Annotated in this window: 20 protein-coding genes; 16 read left to right on the forward strand and 4 right to left on the reverse strand. The window is 67.3% G+C overall.

Translation table 11 applies throughout. The features are described from left to right. Positions 1-10 precede the first annotated feature (10 nt). Positions 11-679 carry a hypothetical protein gene (locus tag IB242_RS03455; protein ID WP_192275902.1) on the reverse strand — a complete coding sequence of 223 codons (669 nt, stop codon included), beginning with the start codon at positions 677-679 and terminating at the stop codon, positions 11-13. A gap of 266 nt (positions 680-945) precedes the next feature. Between IB242_RS03455 and IB242_RS03460 the strand changes: the two genes are divergently transcribed. Next, complete coding sequence (locus IB242_RS03460) at positions 946-3,093, forward strand: methyl-accepting chemotaxis protein (RefSeq protein ID WP_192275904.1); 2,148 nt, start codon at positions 946-948, stop codon at positions 3,091-3,093. 226 nt (positions 3,094-3,319) lie between these two features. On the opposite strand, the gene IB242_RS03465 is transcribed toward IB242_RS03460, so the two are convergent. After that, positions 3,320-3,742, reverse strand: a complete 423-nt coding sequence (locus tag IB242_RS03465) for a YqaA family protein (RefSeq protein WP_192275906.1) — start codon at positions 3,740-3,742, stop codon at positions 3,320-3,322. A gap of 240 nt (positions 3,743-3,982) precedes the next feature. Here IB242_RS03465 and IB242_RS03470 point away from each other — a divergent pair, with 240 nt between their 5' ends. The 3 genes from IB242_RS03470 (at position 3,983) to IB242_RS03480 (ending at position 6,678) form a co-directional block, all read left to right on the forward strand. Further along, the gene (locus IB242_RS03470) at positions 3,983-4,636 is read left to right on the forward strand and encodes an HAD family phosphatase (protein ID WP_192275908.1); all 654 of its coding nucleotides are present in this window, start codon (positions 3,983-3,985) and stop codon (positions 4,634-4,636) included. Next, complete coding sequence (locus IB242_RS03475; protein ID WP_192275909.1) at positions 4,633-5,421, forward strand: DeoR/GlpR family DNA-binding transcription regulator; 789 nt, start codon at positions 4,633-4,635, stop codon at positions 5,419-5,421. The genes IB242_RS03470 and IB242_RS03475 overlap by 4 nt, the downstream gene beginning before the upstream one ends. Before the next feature lie 102 nt (positions 5,422-5,523). Continuing rightward, positions 5,524-6,678 (forward strand): MFS transporter, encoded by a 1,155-nt coding sequence (locus IB242_RS03480; RefSeq protein ID WP_192275910.1) that lies wholly within the window; start codon positions 5,524-5,526, stop codon positions 6,676-6,678. Positions 6,679-6,789: 111 nt separating this feature from the next. On the opposite strand, the gene IB242_RS03485 is transcribed toward IB242_RS03480, so the two are convergent. After that, a complete protein-coding gene (locus IB242_RS03485) occupies positions 6,790-8,469 on the reverse strand; it encodes a type IV secretory system conjugative DNA transfer family protein (protein WP_343237078.1) in 1,680 nt (559 codons plus the stop codon). Positions 8,470-8,557: 88 nt separating this feature from the next. Beyond that, entirely contained in the window at positions 8,558-9,136 is a 579-nt protein-coding gene (locus IB242_RS03490) for a hypothetical protein (RefSeq protein WP_192275911.1), read from the reverse strand. 869 nt (positions 9,137-10,005) lie between these two features. Between IB242_RS03490 and IB242_RS03495 the strand changes: the two genes are divergently transcribed. The 12 genes from IB242_RS03495 to IB242_RS20805 all read left to right on the forward strand — a co-directional run bounded on the left by IB242_RS03495 (position 10,006) and on the right by IB242_RS20805 (position 20,957). Continuing rightward, the gene (locus IB242_RS03495) at positions 10,006-10,467 is read left to right on the forward strand and encodes a TcpQ domain-containing protein (RefSeq protein WP_343237079.1); all 462 of its coding nucleotides are present in this window, start codon (positions 10,006-10,008) and stop codon (positions 10,465-10,467) included. A 13-nt stretch (positions 10,468-10,480) separates the two neighbouring features. Beyond that, on the forward strand, positions 10,481-11,407 hold the full coding sequence (locus tag IB242_RS03500; RefSeq protein ID WP_192275912.1) for a type IV secretion system protein: 927 nt from the start codon (positions 10,481-10,483) through the stop codon (positions 11,405-11,407). 23 nt (positions 11,408-11,430) lie between these two features. Beyond that, the gene (locus IB242_RS03505; protein ID WP_192275913.1) at positions 11,431-12,201 is read left to right on the forward strand and encodes a TrbG/VirB9 family P-type conjugative transfer protein; all 771 of its coding nucleotides are present in this window, start codon (positions 11,431-11,433) and stop codon (positions 12,199-12,201) included. Beyond that, complete coding sequence (locus IB242_RS20795; RefSeq protein WP_192275914.1) at positions 12,198-13,376, forward strand: TrbI/VirB10 family protein; 1,179 nt, start codon at positions 12,198-12,200, stop codon at positions 13,374-13,376. The genes IB242_RS03505 and IB242_RS20795 overlap by 4 nt, the downstream gene beginning before the upstream one ends. An 11-nt stretch (positions 13,377-13,387) precedes the next feature. Then, positions 13,388-14,425: a P-type DNA transfer ATPase VirB11 gene (gene virB11, locus IB242_RS03515; RefSeq protein WP_192277683.1), complete on the forward strand. Its 1,038-nt coding sequence runs from the start codon at positions 13,388-13,390 to the stop codon at positions 14,423-14,425. Between the two features lie 90 nt (positions 14,426-14,515). Further along, the gene (locus IB242_RS20800; protein ID WP_192277685.1) at positions 14,516-15,343 is read left to right on the forward strand and encodes a lytic transglycosylase domain-containing protein; all 828 of its coding nucleotides are present in this window, start codon (positions 14,516-14,518) and stop codon (positions 15,341-15,343) included. A 71-nt stretch (positions 15,344-15,414) separates the two neighbouring features. Further along, positions 15,415-15,792 (forward strand): TrbC/VirB2 family protein, encoded by a 378-nt coding sequence (locus IB242_RS03525; protein ID WP_192275916.1) that lies wholly within the window; start codon positions 15,415-15,417, stop codon positions 15,790-15,792. Further along, positions 15,785-16,102: a VirB3 family type IV secretion system protein gene (locus IB242_RS03530; RefSeq protein WP_192275918.1), complete on the forward strand. Its 318-nt coding sequence runs from the start codon at positions 15,785-15,787 to the stop codon at positions 16,100-16,102. The genes IB242_RS03525 and IB242_RS03530 overlap by 8 nt, the downstream gene beginning before the upstream one ends. Before the next feature lie 4 nt (positions 16,103-16,106). Beyond that, a complete protein-coding gene (locus IB242_RS03535; protein ID WP_192275920.1) occupies positions 16,107-18,596 on the forward strand; it encodes a VirB4 family type IV secretion/conjugal transfer ATPase in 2,490 nt (829 codons plus the stop codon). Between the two features lie 97 nt (positions 18,597-18,693). Beyond that, a complete protein-coding gene (locus IB242_RS03540; protein ID WP_192275922.1) occupies positions 18,694-19,371 on the forward strand; it encodes a hypothetical protein in 678 nt (225 codons plus the stop codon). A gap of 33 nt (positions 19,372-19,404) precedes the next feature. Further along, positions 19,405-20,463 (forward strand): type IV secretion system protein, encoded by a 1,059-nt coding sequence (locus tag IB242_RS03545; protein ID WP_192275924.1) that lies wholly within the window; start codon positions 19,405-19,407, stop codon positions 20,461-20,463. After that, positions 20,460-20,957 (forward strand): DUF4189 domain-containing protein, encoded by a 498-nt coding sequence (locus tag IB242_RS20805; protein WP_192275926.1) that lies wholly within the window; start codon positions 20,460-20,462, stop codon positions 20,955-20,957. Before IB242_RS03545 ends, IB242_RS20805 begins: the two co-directional genes overlap by 4 nt. Positions 20,958-21,075 lie beyond the last annotated feature (118 nt).

Here is a 21,075-nt window from a genome sequence, read left to right on the forward strand (position 1 = left end):
CGGCGGTGGATCAGCGCGCGACGTGCGCCGGCAAGGCCCGCCTGTCGTCTGCGGCCGCTTCGGCGACCAGGTGCGGAAAGCTGGTGCCGGTGTACAGGTCGCAGAAGCGCAGGTCGTCGAAGCGGATGTGGTGCAGGTCGCCCCCGGGCCGTGGGACGGTGAAGCGCGCATCCAGTGCGGCCCGGATGTCGCTGCGGATCACCAGGGGATGTCCGCCTTCGGCCAGACGCGCGAGCGGTGGCGGATCGGCCAGCGGCGGACGGCGTTGCGCGTCGATGCGGGCCAGCGATGCGGCCGCACGCTGCATCGCCTCGTGCACGAATGGCTGCCGGCGGTCGGGCAACGTGCCGGGATCCGGCAGCTGCCCGGCGATGTCGGCCAGCGACACGCGTCCGATCACGTTCACCGCCAGCCACGCGTCATGACCGTGCCGTGGCGTGCGCAGTGTCACCGGAATGGTCTGCAGTGCGTCCGCGCCCAGCGCCTGCAGGGCCAGGACGATGTCGCGATGGAACAGCGGCATCCGGGCGCATTGCATCAGCAGGGGCGGGTGCTCGGTGCCGCAGCGGGCCTCGATCCGCTGCGGCGGCGCGGCCAGGGCGAGGCCGTCGCCGCCGCGTGCGCCCCAGTCACCAAGGTCCAGCGTGCGGACGACCTTGGGCAGCAGCAGGTCGTACATGGAGCCTCCGGGGCGTGCGGTGGAAAACGGCGGGGCGATGGTAGCGCGCTTGTTGCCGTGCGGGCTCGCAAGCGCATGCGGCCGTCACTGCACATGCTCCATCGGTCATGGCATCGCCAGCGGGATGGCGATGCCATGACCCAGGTCAAGCCGATGGCGGATGCGGCGCTTAAGCGGGAATCGAAAAGGGTCGATAGATCAGGCGGTGCCGTGGCCGCCTCAGGATCGATGCGGCGGCACTCCCCCTCCCCATGATGTGAGTCCCCATGAACATGCTTCAGCGCCTCGGAGTCGGCCGACGGCTCGCTCTCGGCTTCGGTCTGCTTCTCCTGCTGCTCGGCGCCTCCACCGGCCTGGCGCTGCACCAGCTCGACGGCATCGACGAGCAGATCCAGGAGATGACCGAGGTCCAGAACCGGAAGCTCTACCTGATGGCGCTGATGCGGCGCGACAACTTCCGGGTCGAGGGCGCGGTGCGCGACCTGATCCTGGCGCCCGCCGACGAGCGCAGCCAGGTGCTCGAACGGGTCGACGGCATCCGCCAGAGCTACGCGTCCTCGGCCCAGGCGCTGGCCGCGCTGTCCGCCGATGCGGAAGAAGCCGGTGCGCGTCAGCAGATCGCCGCGACCGAGCAGGCCGCGCGCGAGCAGATCGACGCGGTCATCGGCCTGATCGATGCCGGCCAGGGCGAGGAAGCCGCGCGCATCCTGCTGGGCCCGGGCCGGGCGCTGTTCGAGCAGCGTGCGGCTACGCTGCAGGCCGCGATCGACATCCAGAACGCCCGCCAGGCGGATTCCACCAGCGCGATCAACGCGGCGGTGCGGCTGGCCAACGGCAGCCTGCTCGGGTTCGGGCTGCTCGCGCTGCTGGCCGGCATCGGTGCCGGCTGGGCCATCGCCCGCAGCCTGACCGTGCCGTTGCGACGTGCCACCGAGGTGGCCGATGCGATCGCGCATGGTCGCCTGGACAACCCGATCGGCGCGCAGCCCGGCGACGAGACCGGCCAGCTGCTGACCAGCATGCGCCATATGCAGGAGCAGCTGCAGGCGGTGATCGGCGCGCTGTCGGACATGGCCCACCACCACGACGCCGGCCGGATCAGCTTCCGCATGGACAACGCGCGTTTCCCCGGCGACTACGGCCGCATGGTGCGCGAGAGCAATGCGCTGGTCGCCTCGCATGTCGAGCTGGAGACGCGGCTGGTGGCGCTGATGCAGCGCTACGCGATGGGCGACCTGAGCCAGGACATGGAACGCCTGCCCGGCGAGAAGGCGACGATGACCGAGGCGATGGAGGCCACCAAGCGCAACCTGTCGGCGATCAACGACGAGATCCGGCGCCTGGCGTCGGCCGCGGCCGCCGGCGACTTCTCCCAGCGTGGCGATGCGCAGCGCTACCAGCACGACTTCCGCGCGATGATCGAAGGCCTCAACGGCCTGATGGACACCACCGACGGCAACCTCGGCCAGGTGTCGGCACTGCTGCAGGCCATCGCCCGCGGCGACCTGACCGCACGCATGGAGGGCGATTTCCACGGCGTGTTCGCCCGCATGCGCGACGACGCCAACGCGACCGTCGGCCAGCTGACCGACATCGTCGGCCGCATCCAGCAGGCGTCCACGTCGATCAACGGCGCTGCCGGCGAGATCGCGGCCGGCAACAGCGATCTGTCGCGCCGCACCGAGCAGCAGGCGGCCAATCTGGAGGAAACCGCCGCATCGATGGAGGAACTGACCTCCACCGTGCGCCAGAACGCCGACCACGCCCGCCAGGCCAACCAGCTGGCGATCGGCGCCGCCGACGTGGCCGCCCACGGTGGTCAGGTCGTCGGGCAGGTGGTGGCGACCATGAGCGGGATCGAGCAGGCCTCGCGCAGGATCGCCGAGATCATCTCGGTGATCGACGGGATCTCGTTCCAGACCAACATCCTGGCGCTCAATGCCGCGGTCGAGGCCGCGCGTGCAGGCGAGCAGGGCCGTGGCTTCGCGGTGGTGGCCTCGGAGGTGCGGACGCTGGCCCAGCGCAGCACCGGCGCGGCCAAGGAGATCAAAGCGCTGATCGAGGACTCGGTGGAGAAGGTGGCCGGTGGATCGGCGCTGGTCGCCCAGGCCGGCGCGACGATGGACGAGATCGTCGCCAGCGTGAAGCGGGTGAACGACATCATGGGCGAGATCGCCGCGGCCTCGCAGGAGCAGAGCGCCGGCATCGAACAGGTCAACCAGGCCATCACCCAGATGGACGAGACCACCCAGCAGAACGCGGCCCTGGTCGAGGAGGCGTCGGCCGCCGCCGGCAGCATGGAACAGCAGGCCGCGGGGCTGATCGAGGCGGTGTCGGTGTTCCGGATCGGAGCGGCATCGGCCGGTGCCGCCGCCGGACACGGCCTGCAGCCGCTGCACGCCAGCGCGGCCTGAGGCCGCCGGAGCCGGTGCGCGCGCCGGCTGCCAGCCCTGCTGGATCGGGCGTCCCGATGTCCGGCCCTGCGGCCGGGTGCCGGGACCGCGTCCGCGTCCGGAGATGGGCGTTCGCAATGCGATCTGATCCGCCGGTCTCCGGCGGATCGGCATTACGCGTGCGCGGGCGATCGTGTCTGCAGGCGCGGACGACGGCCTGCCGTTGAGTCCGGCCCTGAGCAGCGGCTTACACGTAGTGCAGCGTCACCAGCACCAGCACCAGGTAGCGCCCGGTCTTGGCGATGGCCACCAGCGGCAGGAACACCCGCAGCGGCTCGCGCATGATGCCGGCGGCCAGGGTCAGCGGATCGCCGATCACAGGCGCCCAGCTCAGCAGCAGCGACCAGCGGCCATACCGCGCGTACCAGCCGCGCGCGCGCTCCAGTGCCGCGGGTTTGACCGGAAACCAGCGGCGGTCGCGGTAATGGACCACGCCGCGGCCCAGGTACCAGTTGACCAGCGATCCGAGCACGTTGCCGACGCTGGCCACCAGCAGCAGCCAGCCCCACGGATGGCCGGCCAGCAACAGCCCCACCAGGACCGCTTCGGATTGCGCCGGAAGCAGAGTCGCGGCCAGGAATGCCGCCATGAACAGGCCGAGGTAGAGCATGGCGGACGTGCGGCAGTTGCAGATGGACCGGCAAGGGTAGCGCGCCGCCCTGCCTGCACGGTCGTGCGTGGCAGTCCGCGCATCCCATGTCGGAGGCGGGCAGCAGACAGAAACCGGCAGGCGCGGGGGCGCGGGGGCCGTCCACGGTGGAGCTGGCGCCGGGCATACGTATGCATGATGATGCACGTTTGTGCATGAAGGTGTAGGATTGCGTTCTTCGCGACCGGCACAGGTGTCCCGATGTCCTCTGCTCCTCACGCCATCCCGCATGCGCCCAGCGTGGTCGTCTTCGACCTCGGCGGGGTGTTGATCGACTGGAATCCCCGCTATCTGTACCGCGATGTCTTCGGCGACGCGGCCGAGATGGAGCATTTCCTGGCCGAAATCTGCAGTCCCGCCTGGAACGCACGGCAGGATGCGGGACGGCCGTGGGACGAGGCCGTCGCCGAACTCAGTGCCAGGCATCCTTCGCACGCGGCGCAGATCGCGATGTACCGCGACCGCTGGGAGCAGACGCTGGGCGATGCGATCGCGCCGACGGTCGAGGTCCTGCATGCGCTGCACGCGCAGGGCGTCGGCCTGTATGCGCTGACCAACTGGTCGCAGGAGACCTTCCCGGTCGCGTTGAAGCGGTTTCCGTTCCTGGCCTGGTTCGACGGCATCCTGGTGTCCGGCGAGGAGGGGCTGATCAAGCCCGATCCGGCGATCTACAGGCGGCTGCTGGAGCGCTTCGCCATCGACCCGCAGGCGGCGGTGTTCATCGACGACTCCCTGCCCAATGTCGAGGCCGCACGGCAGCTGGGCCTGCATGGCATCCACTTCCACGATGCGTCCGCGCTGCGGCGCGCGCTGGTCGCGCTGGGGATGCGGATCGACGTGGAGCCGCAGGCATGAGCACCGCGCCCATCGAGGCGCTGCCGCAGGAGCGGCAGCAGGCGATCCTGGCGCTGCTGCGCGAGCACGGCCGGGTCGTGGCCGCCGATCTGGCCGAGCGCTTCGGTGTGTCGGAGGACTCGATCCGCCGCGACCTGCGCGAACTCGCCGCCCGGGGGCTGTGCCAGCGGGTCTATGGCGGCGCGCTGAAGCCCTCGGCATCGCCGCGGGCGCTGGCGGCACGGCGCGAGCTGGACAGCGACGCCAAGCGCGCCCTGGCCGCTGCGGCGGCCGGCCTGGTCCAGCCGGGGCAGGTGCTGCTGATCGACGCCGGTTCCACCAATGCCTGCATCGCCGCGGCGCTTCCCGAGGGGCGCTCGCTGACCGTGCTGACCAACGCGCCGGACATCGCCGGCCTCCTGCTGGTGCGCGAGGGCATCGAGGTGGTGCTGATCGGCGGCCGGCTCGACCCGCAGACCGGTGCGACGGTCGGCGCGCAGGCGCTCGAGCAGGTGCAGCGCGTGCGTGCCGACCTGTGCTTCCCCGGCGCCTGCGCGATCGATACCGACGGTACGCTTTGGGCCAACAACGCCGAAGAGGCCGTGTTCAAGCGCGCGATGGTCCAGGCCAGCACCGAGACGGTGGTGGTGGCGACCGCCGACAAGCTGGCCGCGCATGCCACCCATCAGGTCGCGGCGGCCGCGGCGGTGAGCCGCCTGGTCACCGGTGCGGACGCGCCGACCGCGTTGCTGCGCCGCCTGCGCGCCTCCGGCATCGAGATCCTCAAGGTGCCGATCGGCCGCTGAGCCGCCCGCGTCATGCCGATGCCCACGCGCTGTCCGCGGTCGCGCGGCATCGCCTTCCTGCCGTCCGTTCCGGACGCCCTCTTCATCCCATCCGGTCGAACCATGTCACGTCCCCACGATGCAGTCCTGCAGCAGCACGCCACGCGTGCGGCCTTCTTCATGCCCGGTTTCGCGATGGCGGCCTGGGCGCCGATCGTGCCGTTCGCCAAGGCGCGGGCCGGGCTCGACGACGGCAGTCTCGGGCTGGTCCTGCTGTGCCTCGGCGCCGGCTCGCTGCTGGCGATGCCGCTGGCCGGCGCGCTGACCGCGCGGCAGGGGTGCCGGCGCGTGCTCATGGTGGCCGCGTTGCTGATCTGCGCGGTGCTGCCGATGCTGGCGGTGGTCTCCAGCCCCATCGCGCTGGGCGTGGCGCTGTTCGTGTTCGGTGCGGGTGTGGGCACGATGGACTGCACGATGAACATGCAGGCCGTGGTGGTCGAGCGCGAGAGCGGGCGCGCGCTGATGTCCGGTTTCCACGCGTTCTACAGCATCGGCGGCTTCGTCGGTGCGGCCGCGCTGACTGCGCTGCTCAGCGTCGGCGCGGCGCCGTGGGTGGCCTGCGCGATCGCGGTGGCGGTGCTGGTCGCGCTGCTGCTCGGTTCGATGCGCTACTGGCGCACCGAGCGGATCGCGCAGGACGCGCCGGCCTTCGCCTGGCCGCGCGGGATCGTGCTGCTGATCGGCGCGATGTGCTTCGTGGTGTTCCTGGCCGAAGGCGCGATGCTGGACTGGGGTGCGGTGTTCCTGGCCGACGCCAAGGGCATGGACGAGGCGCGCGCCGGCATCGGCTACGTGGTGTTCTCGCTGGCGATGACGGTCACCCGTCTGGTCGGCGATGGCATGGTGCAGCGGCTGGGCCGCCTGCCGACCATCATCGCCGGTGCGCTGGTCGCGTTCGGTGGGTTCGTGCTGGCGACCACGTTGGATGCACCGTCGCACGCGCTGGCCGGTTTCGCCCTGATCGGCATCGGCTGCGCCAACATCGTGCCGGCGATGTTCTCGCTGGCCGGCCAGCAGAAGACCATGCCCGAGAGCCTCGCCATCCCCGCGATCACCACGCTCGGCTACGCCGGCGTGCTGGCGGGCCCGGCACTGATCGGCTTCATCGCGCAGGGGACCACGCTGGTCTTCGCGTTCCTGTGCGTGGCCAGTGCGCTGCTGGCGGTGGCGGTGGCCACGCGCTGGCTGCGGGCCGTGTCCGGGGCGGGATCGGCGTAGAGAGCCGCGCGCCGAGGACGCCGGCGCCTTTGGAGACGGCCCTCGGTCGGCAGCGTGTCGCCACCCGCCATGCCCGGCTGGAAGAAGCCGGGAAGCCGGGCCGTTGGCGGCTCACGTCGTGCGCAGTTCGAGCGGCTTCACTTCCACCTTCGGCAGCAGCCGCTTGGTGAAGTAGCTGTCCTTGTAGTAACGGATCTTGCGGCACAGGACCGGGTGCGGCAGGCCTTCGTACAGGACGATCTCCTTCTCCGGTCCCATCGCCTTCAGCTCCTGCGGCAGCATCAGGGCGCGCTTCTCCAGCACCTCGTTGTCCGACACGCTGCGCCCCTGTCCGTGCGAGCGGGTGCGCGCGCGGCGGCGGATGGTGGTGTAGCCGAGCATTTCCGAGTAGTCGTTGGCGTCCTGCTGCTCGCGCGGCGCATAGATGATCTGCAGCGCGTGGTTGGTGATGATGGTGCGCGAGAGTTCCTTGCCGTAGACCGCATCGAGCTGCGCCATCGACTGGATGATCGGCAGCAGACGCAGGTTGTAGCCGGCCATGTAGGCCACCGCCTTGGCGATGATGTCGACCCGGCCGATCGAGGTGAACTCGTCCATCAGCAGCAGGCACTGGTGCTTGAGGCTCTTGTCGTTCTGCGGCAGCGCCTTGGTGTTGACGTTGATCAGCTGGCTGAAGAACAGGTTCACGATCATCCGGCTCTCGGCCAGCTTGTTCGGCTGTATGCCGACGTAGATCGTCATGCGCCGGCGGCGGACATCGTCCAGGCGGAAGTCGTCGGCGCTGGTGACCGCATCGAGGACCGGGTTGAGCCATGGATTGAGCGGCTCGCGGAACGAGCCGATGATCGAGGCGAAGGTCACGTCGGCCTGCGACAGCAGGCCGGTGAACGCGGTACGTGTCTGCGCGCCAAGGAACGGCTGCTCGCACAGTTTCTGCAGGTAGGGCTTGAGTTCGGTGCCGTCGCCCGAGGACACGCGCAGGATCGCACCGAGCGTGGGCTTCTCGGCGGCGGGGTCGGCCTCGTGACGTTCGAACACGTACAGGGCGAACGCCAGGAAGGCGTTGCGTGCCTGGCTGATCCAGAACTTGTCCTTGTCGTCGCCATCCGGATACAGCATGGCGGCGATGCTCTGCAGGTCGGAGATGCGGAACGCCGGATCGGCCGACACGTAGGTCAGCGGATTCCAGCGATGGCTGCGGCGGTCCTCGGCGAAAGGATTGAACAGGTAGATCTCGTGGCCGATCGAGCGGCGCCAGCCGGAGGTCAGGTCGTAATTCTCCTGCTTGATGTCCAGCACCACCGCCGACTCGCGGTAATCAAGCAGGTTCGGGATGACCACGCCGACGCCCTTGCCCGAGCGGGTGGGGGCGGCCAGGATCACGAACTGCTGTCCGGCCAGGCGCAGCAGCTTGCCGTTCATCTGCCCGACGACGATGCCGTCCTCCTTCTGCTTGAGAAAGCCGTTGCCGGCCAGGTCCATCATCCCGGCGAAGCGGGCGCGGCCATGCAGGTTGCCGTAGCTGCGCAGCTTGAACAGCATCACCATCAGCGAGGCCCAGACCAGGAACGCCACGCCGGCGCCGACCGCGCCGGCCGCCTTGATCCGCCCGCCGTACTGCGCGACCTGCGGATGATCCAGATGCCTGAGGTAATCGAGGTAGGTGCCCAGCCCGGCCTGTCCGGTATCCAGCCCGAGAAACATCAGGGCGAGATGGCCGGACAGATAGAGCGCGGCGATGCAGGCCAGCACGGTGATGACGGACGCGATGAGCAGGCGTGTGTTGGTCACGGAACAATCCTTGCGGGTCTACGGTGGAGGCGCCTGCGGCGTGCAGGCATGTCGGCCGACCACTCCGGCCGCCGACGGAGTCGGGCGGTCACTCGGCGGGCGCGGACGACCCGGTGCGTTCGACCAGCACGTACTCCTCGTTCCTGCTCCAGCGCTGCAGTCCGGGTTCGAGCTTGATGCAGGGCTGACCGTCACACGACGTGATGGAGACCTGTTCGAGTGCATCCAGGACCGCGGCGTCCACGCGTGCACGGTCGGCGCGTTCCAGGTTGTGTCTGGCGACATACGCGGTGCCGATCACCACGAGCGCTGCGGCCGCACCGAGGACGACGATCGACTTCCACCCCATGAAGCGCAGGCGCGCCTCGGTCGCGATGCGCTGCTGCTGCAGCTGGTCGGCCATCTGCTGCAGACGCGCCGCGGTATCGGCCAGCGCAGCGGAGGCGGCCGGAATCTCCTGGGCCAATGCATCCCGCACCGCGGCGCTGGTCTGTCGGCTCAGTGCGGCCTGTCCATCGGCGACGTTCGTGCCGACGTCGGCCGCGCTTCGACGAAGCGCATCGACGGCATCGCGCTGGTCGGCGATCGCCTGCTCGCATTGCCGTGTGAGGTGGCCGGCCAGCAATGCCGCGCTGGCCACGAACTCTTCCATTTCCTTTCTTTCCATCGTTCACCTTGATCAATGGTGGAGTCACTTGGCGCGGCAATCTTGCCAGTCCTGCGCGCTGCTGCGCACCCGGATGAACGCGTACATGGTGAATGGATGTGCGTGATCGCGCGCTTCATGCGTGACGCAGCGTGTGATGGCCGGTCCGTGTTGCGCAAACATTCATCTCGCGGGTGACCGTGGTCGCGTTTCTGCACTTTCACCCTGAACGCGCGGTCACGCTTGTGATGCCTGCGTGATGTGACGTCGGTGTGGAGGTCGCAGGCGAGAGACGTCGATGATGGCGGTGAAATGTTTCCATTGACGACACTCATGAATCTTGTACGCATCGCGCATGAAACGTACGGAGCGCGCGGTGTCCGCCACTTCACTTCGATCAGCTGCGCGTGCCGCGTATGGTCGGCGATGAAAATTCAGGAAGCGCATCACGTTTGCGGATGCATCGTGTCGCGAAATCGATCCATTTCCAGAACCCCCGCATTTCATGATGATTTCTTCACCTTCTTGAACTGCTCACGGTGAATGTGAGTGATGTGTGAAGTATCGAATCCGTGAATGCCGCGTGTGTTTTCCGGGACGCTTCGGATGTAACAGTTTTGATGTTGACGCTCTTCTCGAGCGCTGCATATATTCGCTCGCCATGCGGTCATCCACCTTTTGCTGGTCGGTTGGATCCGCGGTCGCAGTTCCTGGTTGGGTGAGTCAGGCGGCACGGGAAAGGACGTAACGCGTATCGGCTCGAAAGCGGTGCGCGCAAGCTCGATCGGATGGGGATCCCATCCTTGCAGTGAAGATGAAATCGGTTGGCGGTGCTGCCTGGACTCAGGCGGTGTGGAGCCTTGTTGTCGATCATTTTCGATGGAGAGCACGTGAGACGTACTGCATTGATCAACAGTCTGCTTCGCCTGGGCGTCGTGGCGCTGGCTGCGGCCGGTGTCGGATGCGCGACGCCCGATGCGCCCGACGTACAGGGCCGCTGGCGTCCGCTGAGTCAGTACGCGGAGGTGCCGCAGGCCATTCCGCTGCAGCAGGCATACGTCTACCAGGTGTCTCCAGCCGACGGCACGCTGAAGACGCTGCTCGCGCGCTGGGCGAAGGATGCCAAGGTCACGCTGGCCTACCAGCATCCGAACGACTACACGCTGCATGCGCCGGTCGCCCAGATCCGTACGACCAGCCTGCAGCAGGCGGCCGCCGCGCTCACGTCCGCCTACGCCCAGCAGGGCGTCCGCGTCGACGCGATGCAGTCACGGATCGTCGTCAGCCAGGCACAGTCCGAGGCCCCGCAGGCATCCACCGTCGAGACCGGTACCGCACCGGCCGGCGGCTGAGACGGAGTCCTGCATGTTCGGAAAGAAGACCGCGTCCCCCGACATCGAGCGCGCCGTCGCCCAGGGCGTGAGCTACGAGCTCACGCTTGCCGACCGCTCGCGCCGCAGCGAACGGCGGGCCTGGACCGTCGCCTGGTGCTCGGTCGCGATGTCGCTGATCCTCGCTGGTGGCTACTTCATCTTCCTGCCGCTGAAGGAGAAGGTGCCCTACCTGGTGATGGCCGACCCGTACACGGGTACGGCCACCGTGGCGCGCCTGACCGGCGATTTCCACGAGCGCGACGTGACCACCGAGGAGGCGATCAACAAGAGCAACGTCGCCCAGTTCGTGCTGTCTCGCGAAGCCTATGATTCGGGGCTGATCGGCCAGCGCAACTGGCAGACCACGCTGTCCATGGCCGGCCCCGGAGTGGCGCCGGCGTACATGGCGCTGCATGCCGAATCCAATCCGGAACGGCCGTTCCGGCTTTACGGCGCGACCCGCGCGGTGCGCGTGCGCATCCTGAGCATCGTCCTGGTGGGCGGTGGGGAAGGGCGCCGCCCGACCGGTGCGACGGTGCGCTTCCAGCGCGCCCTCTACGACAAGGGGCGCGGCGCCTCCGAGCCGCTGGACAGCAAGATCGCCACGCTCGAGTTCACCTACAACCCGGACATCGAGATGAGCGAGGAACTGCGGTTGCTCAATCCGCTCGGTTTCCGCGTCGTGAATTACCGGGTCGACAACGATTACGCGACCGCGCCGAGCCCGGAACGCGAGTTCCCGGCCCCGACGACACCGGCGCCTGCTGCACCCGCGCCGTCGGCTCCCGGCCCGGCCGCGCTGCCGCCCGGCACGGTCCCTGCCGCACCTGCTCCGGTCGATCCGGCCGCGGCAGGCGCGATGCCCGCGGACGTGGTGCCGAGCATGCCCCAGCCGGCCGAACAGTCCGAAACCAATTGACGAACAATGGAGCGCACCCGTCCATGAGTCGCCGCACACGCTCGTTCCTGCCGTTCCGGCTCGCCATCCTGGCGCTGGCCTGGTGCGTGGCAGCACCCGCCGTCGCCCAGGTGGTCGAGGAGTACGAGTACAAGCCCGATGCGATCTACCAGGTCCGTACCGGGCTGGGCATCACCACCCAGATCGAGCTGAGTCCGCATGAAGAGGTGCTCGACTACGGCACCGGCTTCAGCGGGGGCTGGGAAATCAGCCGGCGCGAGAACGTGTTCTACGTCAAGCCGCGCAACGTCGACGTCGACACCAACCTCATGGTGCGTACCGCAGCGCATTCCTACATTTTCGAACTTAGGGTCGTCGCCACCGACTGGCGTGCGCTGGACCAGGCCAAGGCGGCCGGCGTGCAGTACAAGGTGCGCTTCACCTATCCCAGCGATACCCGGTTCGCCGGTGCGGTCGAGCAGGAGCCGGCGGCCGAGCTGAGCACCGAGATCCAGCCGGACCGCAGCTACCACTTCGGCTACGACTATTCGCGGCACAAGCGGCAGCCGGAGTGGCTGGTGCCGTCGATGGTGTACGACGACCGGCGCTTCACCTACATCAGGATGGGCGACAGGACGCGCTTCCCCAGCGGCAACTTCCCCGCCGTGTTCGCCCGCGAGAGCGAGAACGGAGACGAGTTCGTCGTCAATTCGACCGTGGAGGGCGACACCATCGTGGTCCACGGCACCTATCCCTATCTGGTGATCCGTCACGGAAAGAACGTGATCGGCCTGCGCAGGAGTCCGGAACTGTGAGCACGACACCTCCCGACCACCGTGACGAACATGGCGTCGAGCGCCCGCACCAGCCGGCCGCCAATCCCTACCAGGGGCGGCAGGCGCCCGATCTGGATGCCGATGCGCCCTACCTGAACTCCGCCGACGTGCAGCGGCTGAACCGCAAGGCGCTGGTCTTCCTCGGCGGCATCGTGGTGCTGCTGGTGGCCATCGTCGCGTGGATCGCCGGTGGCGGGCTGTCCAGCGAGGACGAGCGCCCACGCCAGCAGGCCAGTGAGCAGGTGGTCATTCCCGCCGCGCCGCGCGACCTGCCCGAGCTGCCGCCTGCGCAGCCGGTGCCGCCGCCGATGCCCGAGCTTCCGCCGCTTCCGGTGATCGAGGATCCGGACCCGACCGGCTCGATGATGGGCATGTCCGGCACTGATTTCATGCAGCAGCGGCCGCCGACGCTGCTCGAGCGCCGGCTGGCCGACGTGGGCGGCGGTGGCGGCGACCTGATGGAGAGCATGATGCCCGGCAGCGGTGCCGGCGCCGGTGCCGGCGAGGACATGCAGCGTTCGGTCATGGAGGCGCCGGCCACCGGCGCGACCAGCGCGCAGCCGCTGTACAAGCCCGATACCCTGCTGCTGCGTGGCACCTACATCCGCTGCGTGCTGCAGTCGCGGGTCATCACCGATTTCCCCGGCTACACCTCCTGCGTGGTGACCGAGCCGGTGTACTCGGTGAACGGCCGCCGCCTGCTGCTGCCGCGCGGCTCGCGGGTGCAGGGCACGTATGGCTCGGATTCCATCGTGGGCGACCGCGCGGCGATCGTCTGGGACCGCATCACCACGCCCACCGGCCTGGACATCAACATGCGCAGCCCGGGCGTCGATGCGCTCGGCTCGGCCGGCAACGAGGGCCACTACACCGCGCACTGGGGCCAGCGGATCAGCTCGGCGCTGCTGCTGAGCATGCTCAGCGATGCGTTCAAGTACGCCGGCGCCAAGCATGGTGAGCCGTCGTACGGCTACGGCAGCGGGGTGATCGTGCAGAACCCGTACGAGAGCACCACGGCACGGACGATGGAGCGCATGGCCAACCTGGCCATGGAGCGCAACATGGCGCGTCCGCCGACGGTGACGATCAACCAGGGCACGATGCTCAACGTCTATGTCGCGCGCGACGTGGACTTCTCCGCGGTGGTCCGCTGAGGCGCATGACGATGGACGGCGGCGTCGCGATCCCGGCCAAGGTCTCCAGCGAGTTCCTGGACTACCAGTACCAGGTGCTGGGCATCCACGAGCACATGCAGTCGGCCCATGTGACCGAAATCTGCATCAACCGGCCCGGTGAGCTCTATCTGGAGACGCGCGACGGCTGGGAGCGGCGCGAGGTGCCTTCGCTGACCTTCGAGCGCGCCCGCCAGTTCTGCACGTCGGTGGTCAACGAGAGCAACACCGGCCAGCGCGTGACCGACGCCGATCCGATGGTGTCGCTGACCTTTCCGACCGGGCAGCGTGCCCAGTTCGTGATCCCGCCAGCCTGCGATGCCGGCAAGGTGTCGATCACCATCCGCCTGCCGGCCAGGTTCAGCAAGAGCCTGGAGCAGTACGAGCAGGACGGCTTCTTCGACCAGATCCTGGAGCAGGGCCAGACCGTTCCCGAGCACGACCAGGAGCTGCTCGAGCTGCGTCGCAGCCGCCAGTACGGCGAGTTCTTCAGGAAGGCGGTGCATTACCACAAGAACATCGTCGTCGCAGGCGCCACCGGCAGCGGCAAGACCACCTTCATGAAGTCGCTGGTCAACCACATTTCCGACCAGGAACGGCTGATCACCATCGAGGATGCGCGCGAACTCTTCCTCAGCCAGCCCAACGTGGTCCATCTGCTGTACTCGAAGGGCGGGCAGAGCGCCAGCAACATCACCGCCAAGAGCTGCATGGAGGCCTGCCTGCGCATGAAGCCGGACCGGATCATCCTGGCCGAGCTGCGCGGCGACGAATCGTTCTACTTCATCCGCAACTGCGCCTCCGGTCACCCGGGATCGATCACCAGCTGCCACGCCGGCAGCACCGCGCAGGCCTGGGACCAGCTGGCGCTGATGGTCAAGGCCTCGGCGGAGGGCTCGGGCCTGGAGTTCGCGGTGATCAAGCGGCTGCTGATGCTGACCATCGACATCGTCGTGCACATCAAGGCGCATGCCGGGCGTCGCTACATCACCGGCATCGACTTCGATCCAGCCCGCGCGCTGGCGGCCTGAGGAGCGGATGCGCATGCGGACCCGACATACACGCACCATGACGCGCCCGGTGGCGTTCCACAGGAAAGGAGGCTGACGATGCTGCCTGGCATGGAGCTGATGGGATGCACCGACCTGGCGGTTCCCGCCGAGGTCATGCAGCACGTCGTGCGCGTCGAGTCCTCTTTCAATCCCTATGCGATCGGCGTCGTCGGCGGCCGCCTCGCGCGTCAGCCGCAGAACCTGCCCGAGGCGGTGTCCACCGCACGCATGCTCGAGCAGAACGGCTACAACTTCTCGCTGGGCCTGGCCCAGGTCAATCGCCACAACCTGGCGCGCCACGGCCTGGCCGAGTTCGAGAAGGCCTTCGAAGTCTGCCCGAACCTGAAGGCGGGTTCGCGCATCCTCGCCGAGTGCTACCAGCGCGCCGGCAACGACTGGGGCAAGGCGCTGAGCTGCTACTACTCGGGCAACTTCGAGACCGGCTTCCGCCATGGTTACGTGCAGAAGGTGCAGGCCTCATGGCGCGGCGCGCAGCCGGCCGGCGCTCCGGTCGCACCGATCCAGGTGATCGACCGACAGCGTGGCGCCACCGGCGTGGCGACCACGCCGCGGGTGCCGGCGGCCGTGTCGCGGCGGGTGCTCGAAGCCAGCGGTCCCGCGCCCGCCAGCCGGCGCCAGCCCGTCGCCGCGGCCGCCAGCATCGCCCCGCCAGCTCCCGCGCAGATGCAGGCCGCGTCCCCTGTCGTGGTCGCCGCGTTGCCGGCAGCACCGGGCGCCGCAGTACCGGCGCAGCTGGCGTCGGCCTCGGATGCGCCAGTCACCGTGCAGTTGATGGGCGCGCGGCCGGCGTCCGCCGCACCGGCGGCACCCACGTCCCCTGCAGGTGCGAGGACCGCACCTGCCCAACCGGAACGCGACGCCGCATTCGTGTTCTAGCGTTGTTCCAGCGACACCGGCCACGGACGGCCGCCGGCACCACCGCATCCACTCCATAGACGAGGCTTCAGATGGACAACACCCACGCTTCCCCCAAGCAGGTCATCAACGCCGCCGCGCTGGCGGCCGTGTGCGTCGCGCTGGTCGCGATGCCGGAACTGGCATTCGCCCAGGACGTCAGCGGCGCCAGCACCCGCGTCAACTCGTTCTTCACCAATCTCAACGGCCTGCTCGATGTGGCATCGGTGGCCATCGTCACCATCGCGGTGATCTTCTCGGGCTACCAGATCGCCTTCAACCACAAGCGCATCGGCGACGTGGCGCCGGTCCTGATCGGCGGCTTCCTGATCGGTGCGGCCGCGCAGATCACCAAGATGCTTCTGCCCGAGAGCGTGACGTCCACCAGCATGCTGCTGGAGCAGGTCATGACCCAGATGCCCTATGCATAAGAACGCGCTGTTCCGGGGATGCACGCGGCCGCCCATGTTCATGGGCGTGCCGTACGTGCCCTTCACGTTCGCGGCAGGCGGATGCCTGCTGCTGACGTTCTACGCCAACATGTTCTTCCTGCTGCTGCTGCCCGTCGTGATCTTCGTGATGCGGCAGATGGCCAGGCGCGACGAGATGATCTTCCGCCTGATCGGGCTGCGCCTGATGTTCAGGCTGCGGGTCAGGAACGTTCAGCGTCACGGTGGTATGTGGGTGCTGACACCCAACGACTACCGCAGGCAGTTCCACGACACCACACCGGACCGATAGCCGCATGCTGGCGCCAGACACCTCCATCGCCGAGTTCATTCCCTTCTCGTCGCACGTGTCCCCGCACGTGGTCAAGACGACCGGCGGCGACTTCCTGCTGACCTGGCGTCTGGACGGCCTGCCGTTCGTGGGCAGGGAGGAATGGGAGCTCGAGCACCGGCACAACACGTTCAACCGGATGCTGCAGACGCTGCGCGCGCCGGATTTCGTGAACGTCGCCTTCTGGGTCCACGACATCCGACGCCGCGGCAGCATCCGCGCCAGCGGGCAGTTCAGGCAGGCGTTCAACCAGGACCTGTCCGACGCGTACTTCGAGGCGCTGTCCTCGCAGAAGATCATGCAGAACGAGCTGTATCTGACCATGCTGTACCGCCCGATCGTACTGGGCAAGAAGCTGGTCGAGCGTTCGGCCGACATCGCACGGCTGCAGGTCGAGCAGGACCAGGCGGTGGCCAAGCTGATGGAGCTGGCGGGCAACGTCGAAGCGGTGCTGAAGGACTACGCTCCGGTGCGGCTGGGGATGTACGAAACCGGAAACGGCGTGGTGTTCTCCGAGACGCTGGAGTTCTTCGCCTACGTCGTCAACCGCATCAGCGAGCCGGTGCCGGTGCTGCGCGCGCCGGTCTGCGACTATCTCGCGGTCAGCCGGCACATGTTCTCGACCAAGACCGGCGACTACGTGGTCACCGCGCCGGGCGGCGGCAACCACTTCGGCGCGATCCTCAACATCAAGGAATACACCGACGGCACGTGGCCGGGCATCCTCAACGGGCTGAAGTACCTGGACTTCGAGTACGTCATCACCCATTCCTTCAGTCCGATGGGGCGCCAGGACGCGCTGAAGATCCTGGAGCGCACCAAGGGCATGATGATCTCCTCCGGCGACAAGGCGGTCAGCCAGGTGGTCGAGCTGGACCACGCGATGGACCAGGTGGCGTCCGGCAACTTCGTGATGGGGGAGTACCACTTCATCATGGCGCTGTACGCCGATGACCAGCAGCGCCTGTCGCAGAACATCGCCAGCGCGCGCGCCGAACTTTCCAATGCCGGCTTCGTTTCCGCGAAGGAAGACCTGGCCGTGAGCTCGTCGTTCTACTCGCAGCTGCCGGGGAACTGGAAGTACCGCACGCGCCTGGCGAACGTCAGTTCGCTGAACTTCCTGGGCCTGTCCCCGCTGCACAACTTCGCCACCGGCAAGCGCCACAACAATCCCTGGGGCGAGGCGGTGACCGTGCTGCAGACCACCAACGGGCAGCCTTACTACTTCAACTTCCACGCCACGCATCCGGCCGAGGACTCGCTGGGCGAGAAGGCGATCGCCAACACGATGGTGATCGGCAAGTCCGGCACCGGCAAGACCGCCCTGATCAACTTCCTGCTGAGCCAGGTGCAGAAGTTCGATCCGGTGCCGACCATCTTCTTCTTCGACAAGGACCGTGGCGCCGAGATCTTCGTGCGCGCCTGCGGCGGCAATTACCTGGCGCTGGAGAACGGACAGCCGACCGGATTCAATCCGTTCCAGTGCGAGCGCAGCGATGCGAACGTGCAGTTCCTGGCCGGCCTGATCAAGGTGCTGGCCGGCAAGACGCATTACACCGCGCGCGAGGACGAGGACATCTTCCGCACGGTGGAGAACATGCTCGACATGCCGCCGCACCTGCGTTCGATGACCAATTTCCAGAAGAGCCTGCCCAACATGGGCGACGACGGCCTGTACGCGCGTCTGCGCAAATGGACAGCGGGCAACGCGCTGGGCTGGGTCTTCGACAATCCGGTCGACATCATCGACCTGGAGCGGGCCAGCATCATCGGCTTCGACTACACCGAGGTGATCGACAATGCCGAGGTCCGGGTGCCGGTCATCAACTATCTGCTGCATCGTCTCGAGGAGCTGATCGACGGCAGGCGGCTGATCTACGTGATGGACGAGTTCTGGAAGATCCTCGACGGTGGCGGCGCGCTCAAGGAATTCGCCAAGAACAAGCAGAAGACCATCCGGAAGCAGAACGGCCTGGGCATCTTCGCCACCCAGAGTCCGGAGGATGCGCTGGCGAGCGACATCTCGGCGGCGCTGATCGAACAGACCGCGACCCTGATCCTGCTGCCGAATCCGAACGCCGCGCGCGAGGACTACATCGACGGCCTGAAGCTGACCGATGCCGAGTTCGAGGTGATCCGCAGCCTGGACGAGCGCTCCCGCTGCTTCCTGGTCAAGCAGGGTCACGCCTCGACGGTGTGCCAGCTCAACCTGCGCGGCATGGACGACGCGCTGGCGGTCATCTCGGCCAGCACCGACAACATCGAGATCATGCACCGTATCGTCGAGGAGGAGGCGTCGGCGAGCGGCATCGACAGGGGCGACCTGTCCCCCGAACAGTGGCTGCCGCGGTTCCAGCAGGAACGCAAGGGCTCGCACAGCAGGCGGGAGTCACCGAAGTCGGAGCGCCAGGACCGGGAACGCCCCGGTCGCGGCGTCAGCAACGTGTCGAACTGAGCGTAACGAGGAGGAGCAGATGAACAGCCGAAACTTGCGGAAACATCGCCTGGCAGTCGTGTCGTGCGCGGCAGTGGCGCTCGTCACCGCGCTTCCCGTGCAGGCCGAATGGTATGTGCAGGATCGTGAGGCCAGACGTACCCTGAAATCGATCGAAGGCAGGATCGGCGAAGGTGACGTCAACCGCCGCCTGCGTGAGATCTACGACCAGCAGCGGATCAACCAGTTCAAGGCCGACAGCGAGGGGACCAAGGCCGCCGAGGATCCCAAGCTGACGCTGGACGACGAGAACGCCAGTGCCTCGGTGACGATGGACGAAGACACCCGCTGCCCGACGCCGGGATCGGCTCCCGTCGCCCAGCAGCAGTGGCAGCTGTGCAAGGAGATCCACCAGACCGAGATCGCCCAGTACCAGTACTCGGTGAAGATGTTCGAGCTGACCAGGAAGCGCCAGCAGTACCTGGACCAGCTCAAGCAGCAGCGTGCCGGCTTCGGCGCGCACGAGACCGGCAAACTGCACGACAACACCAACCGCGTGCTGCTGCTGATGTCGCAGATGGAGATCGATCGCCAGCAGCAGCGTACCTACATGGATGCGTACGCCGCGCGCCTCAACTATCTGAACCAGATGAGCAAGACCATGTCCCAGCACGCGCTCGAGGGCAACAAGGGCAGTGGTGGCGGGATCGGCAGCCTGATCACCGGTCTGGTCGGCGGCATCGCGCTGGACGCGGCCCTGGATGCGGCGCAGTCGCGCAGGCACTACAACTTCTGACGAACCGCGGATCCGGTGATCTCCATGCCCTACATGGTGGCTTTCGATGATGGTGCGCTGGAGATGCTGCGCGGCATCCATGCGTTGATCGGCGGTGCGGAACGCTGGGCGTTCTTCACCGCGGTGTTCGAGTGGGTCGGCGAGGAGATCAACATCTTCCGCGACAACCTGATGGGCCGCCTGGGGTCCTGGGTCGGCGGTGTGGCATTCACGCTGCTGACCCTGTGGATCCTGCTGCAGGGGTACCGCATCGTGACCGGCCAGTCGCGCCAGTACATGATGAATCTGGTCGTCGGCTCGCTGAAGTGGGTGCTGCTGATCACCGTGGCCACCACGTTCGCGCTGGGCAGCAGCAACATCCATCGCTTCCTGGCCGACGACCTGCCGCGTTCGGTCAACATCCTGGTCACCGGCAAGGACGAAGGTCCGGAGCGCGCCATCGACGACAGCCTGGTCCAGATGGAGGTCGCGATGACCGCCATCGATGCGCTGTACGTCAACTGGGACGAGACGCTGCAGGACGCGAAGACCCGCAACATGTGGTTCACCGGTGTCGGCGTGGCCGGGCCCTCGATGGTCGGCGGCGCACTGCTGCTCATGTACAAGATGGGCCTGGCGCTGTTCGTCGGTCTCGGACCCTTCTTCATCCTCTGTCTGGGATTCGAACAGACCAAGAACATGTTCCCGAAATGGGTCTGGTACGGGGTGGGAACGATGTTCTCGCTGGCCGTGCTCAGTTTCAGCGTGGCCATGATCACCAAACTGCTCACGGCCGTCGCGGCTTCGTTCGCCGCGCAGTATCTGGCGGCCATGGCGATCGGCGCCTCGCCCAATGGCGTCAACAGCATGGCGATGATGCAGGGCGGCCTCGGCCTGCTGATGACGATGTTCCTGATCACGGTGCCGACGATGGCGGCGTCGTTCTTCCAGGGCACGCTGGGCCACTTCATGCCGCACAGCGCCTTCGGCCGGCAGATGAAGCCGGCCGTGCCGGGGCAGCCCGGTTCCGGCGCGGTACCGGTGGCGCCGGCTCCGGCGACGGCCGGGCGGGAAAGAAGTCCGGCCGACACGAACGTAAGGAGTTTCGGGTGAGGGCTCTATCCAAAGCCGTCGCTTTCCTTTCGATTGCGCTTACGGCTGTAGCAGCTTCCGCGCAGACCGCCTGCCCTTATGGGGCCATACCCGGAAGCGCGCTCTGCTTGCCGGATGAAGAGGTCGAGGCGCCGCCCCAGCGAGCCGCGCGATGGAAAACCACATGGGGCGCATTGGCAGCGGACAAAGGTGGATCCGTTGTTGGAACTTCCACTGCACAGATGTCCAAGCGCTTGGCGGAACGCGCAGCGCTGAAGCGATGTCGCGAGATGGGTGGCAAGAATTGCGAGGTTTCGTTCTCTTACGAGAATCAATGTGTGGCGGTCGCTTTGCTTTCGGGCGAAATGGTATCCGACGCAGTGATGTCCTATGTGAGCGCGGCGACCGTTGATGAGGCAAAAGCCAAATCGCTTCGTAACTGCTCGGAGGGAAACGGTGGTGGGATTTGTGAGGTCGGATACTCGAACTGCACGGCACCCGTTCTCATAAGATGAAACTCAGGTCTCCGGGCGGCGCGTCTGGTCAATCAAGGCGACCCTTGGTCTGCTCGATGAAGTCGCTCATGCGTGGCATCGTGGCGACATGGTCTGAACAGAGGGACGGTTCGCTGCC

It is taken from the genome of Xanthomonas sp. XNM01 (assembly GCF_014851915.1).
Classification (GTDB): domain Bacteria; phylum Pseudomonadota; class Gammaproteobacteria; order Xanthomonadales; family Xanthomonadaceae; genus Pseudoxanthomonas.

Bases quoted from the DNA above. Each gene is read 5' to 3' on its own strand.
- IB242_RS03460 (WP_192275904.1), top strand. From the start codon at position 946: ATGAACATGCTTCAGCGCCTCGGAGTCGGCCGACGGCTCGCTCTCGGC.
- IB242_RS03490 (WP_192275911.1), bottom strand. From the start codon at position 9,136: ATGGAAAGAAAGGAAATGGAAGAGTTCGTGGCCAGCGCGGCATTGCTG.
- IB242_RS03470 (WP_192275908.1), top strand. From the start codon at position 3,983: ATGTCCTCTGCTCCTCACGCCATCCCGCATGCGCCCAGCGTGGTCGTC.
- IB242_RS03480 (WP_192275910.1), top strand. From the start codon at position 5,524: ATGTCACGTCCCCACGATGCAGTCCTGCAGCAGCACGCCACGCGTGCG.
- IB242_RS03525 (WP_192275916.1), top strand. From the start codon at position 15,415: ATGGACAACACCCACGCTTCCCCCAAGCAGGTCATCAACGCCGCCGCG.
- IB242_RS03545 (WP_192275924.1), top strand. From the start codon at position 19,405: ATGGTGGCTTTCGATGATGGTGCGCTGGAGATGCTGCGCGGCATCCAT.
- IB242_RS03505 (WP_192275913.1), top strand. From the start codon at position 11,431: ATGAGTCGCCGCACACGCTCGTTCCTGCCGTTCCGGCTCGCCATCCTG.
- IB242_RS03455 (WP_192275902.1), bottom strand. From the start codon at position 679: ATGTACGACCTGCTGCTGCCCAAGGTCGTCCGCACGCTGGACCTTGGT.
- IB242_RS03530 (WP_192275918.1), top strand. From the start codon at position 15,785: ATGCATAAGAACGCGCTGTTCCGGGGATGCACGCGGCCGCCCATGTTC.
- IB242_RS03500 (WP_192275912.1), top strand. From the start codon at position 10,481: ATGTTCGGAAAGAAGACCGCGTCCCCCGACATCGAGCGCGCCGTCGCC.
- IB242_RS03465 (WP_192275906.1), bottom strand. From the start codon at position 3,742: ATGCTCTACCTCGGCCTGTTCATGGCGGCATTCCTGGCCGCGACTCTG.
- IB242_RS03475 (WP_192275909.1), top strand. From the start codon at position 4,633: ATGAGCACCGCGCCCATCGAGGCGCTGCCGCAGGAGCGGCAGCAGGCG.
- IB242_RS20800 (WP_192277685.1), top strand. From the start codon at position 14,516: ATGGAGCTGATGGGATGCACCGACCTGGCGGTTCCCGCCGAGGTCATG.
- virB11 (WP_192277683.1), top strand. From the start codon at position 13,388: ATGGACGGCGGCGTCGCGATCCCGGCCAAGGTCTCCAGCGAGTTCCTG.
- IB242_RS03535 (WP_192275920.1), top strand. From the start codon at position 16,107: ATGCTGGCGCCAGACACCTCCATCGCCGAGTTCATTCCCTTCTCGTCG.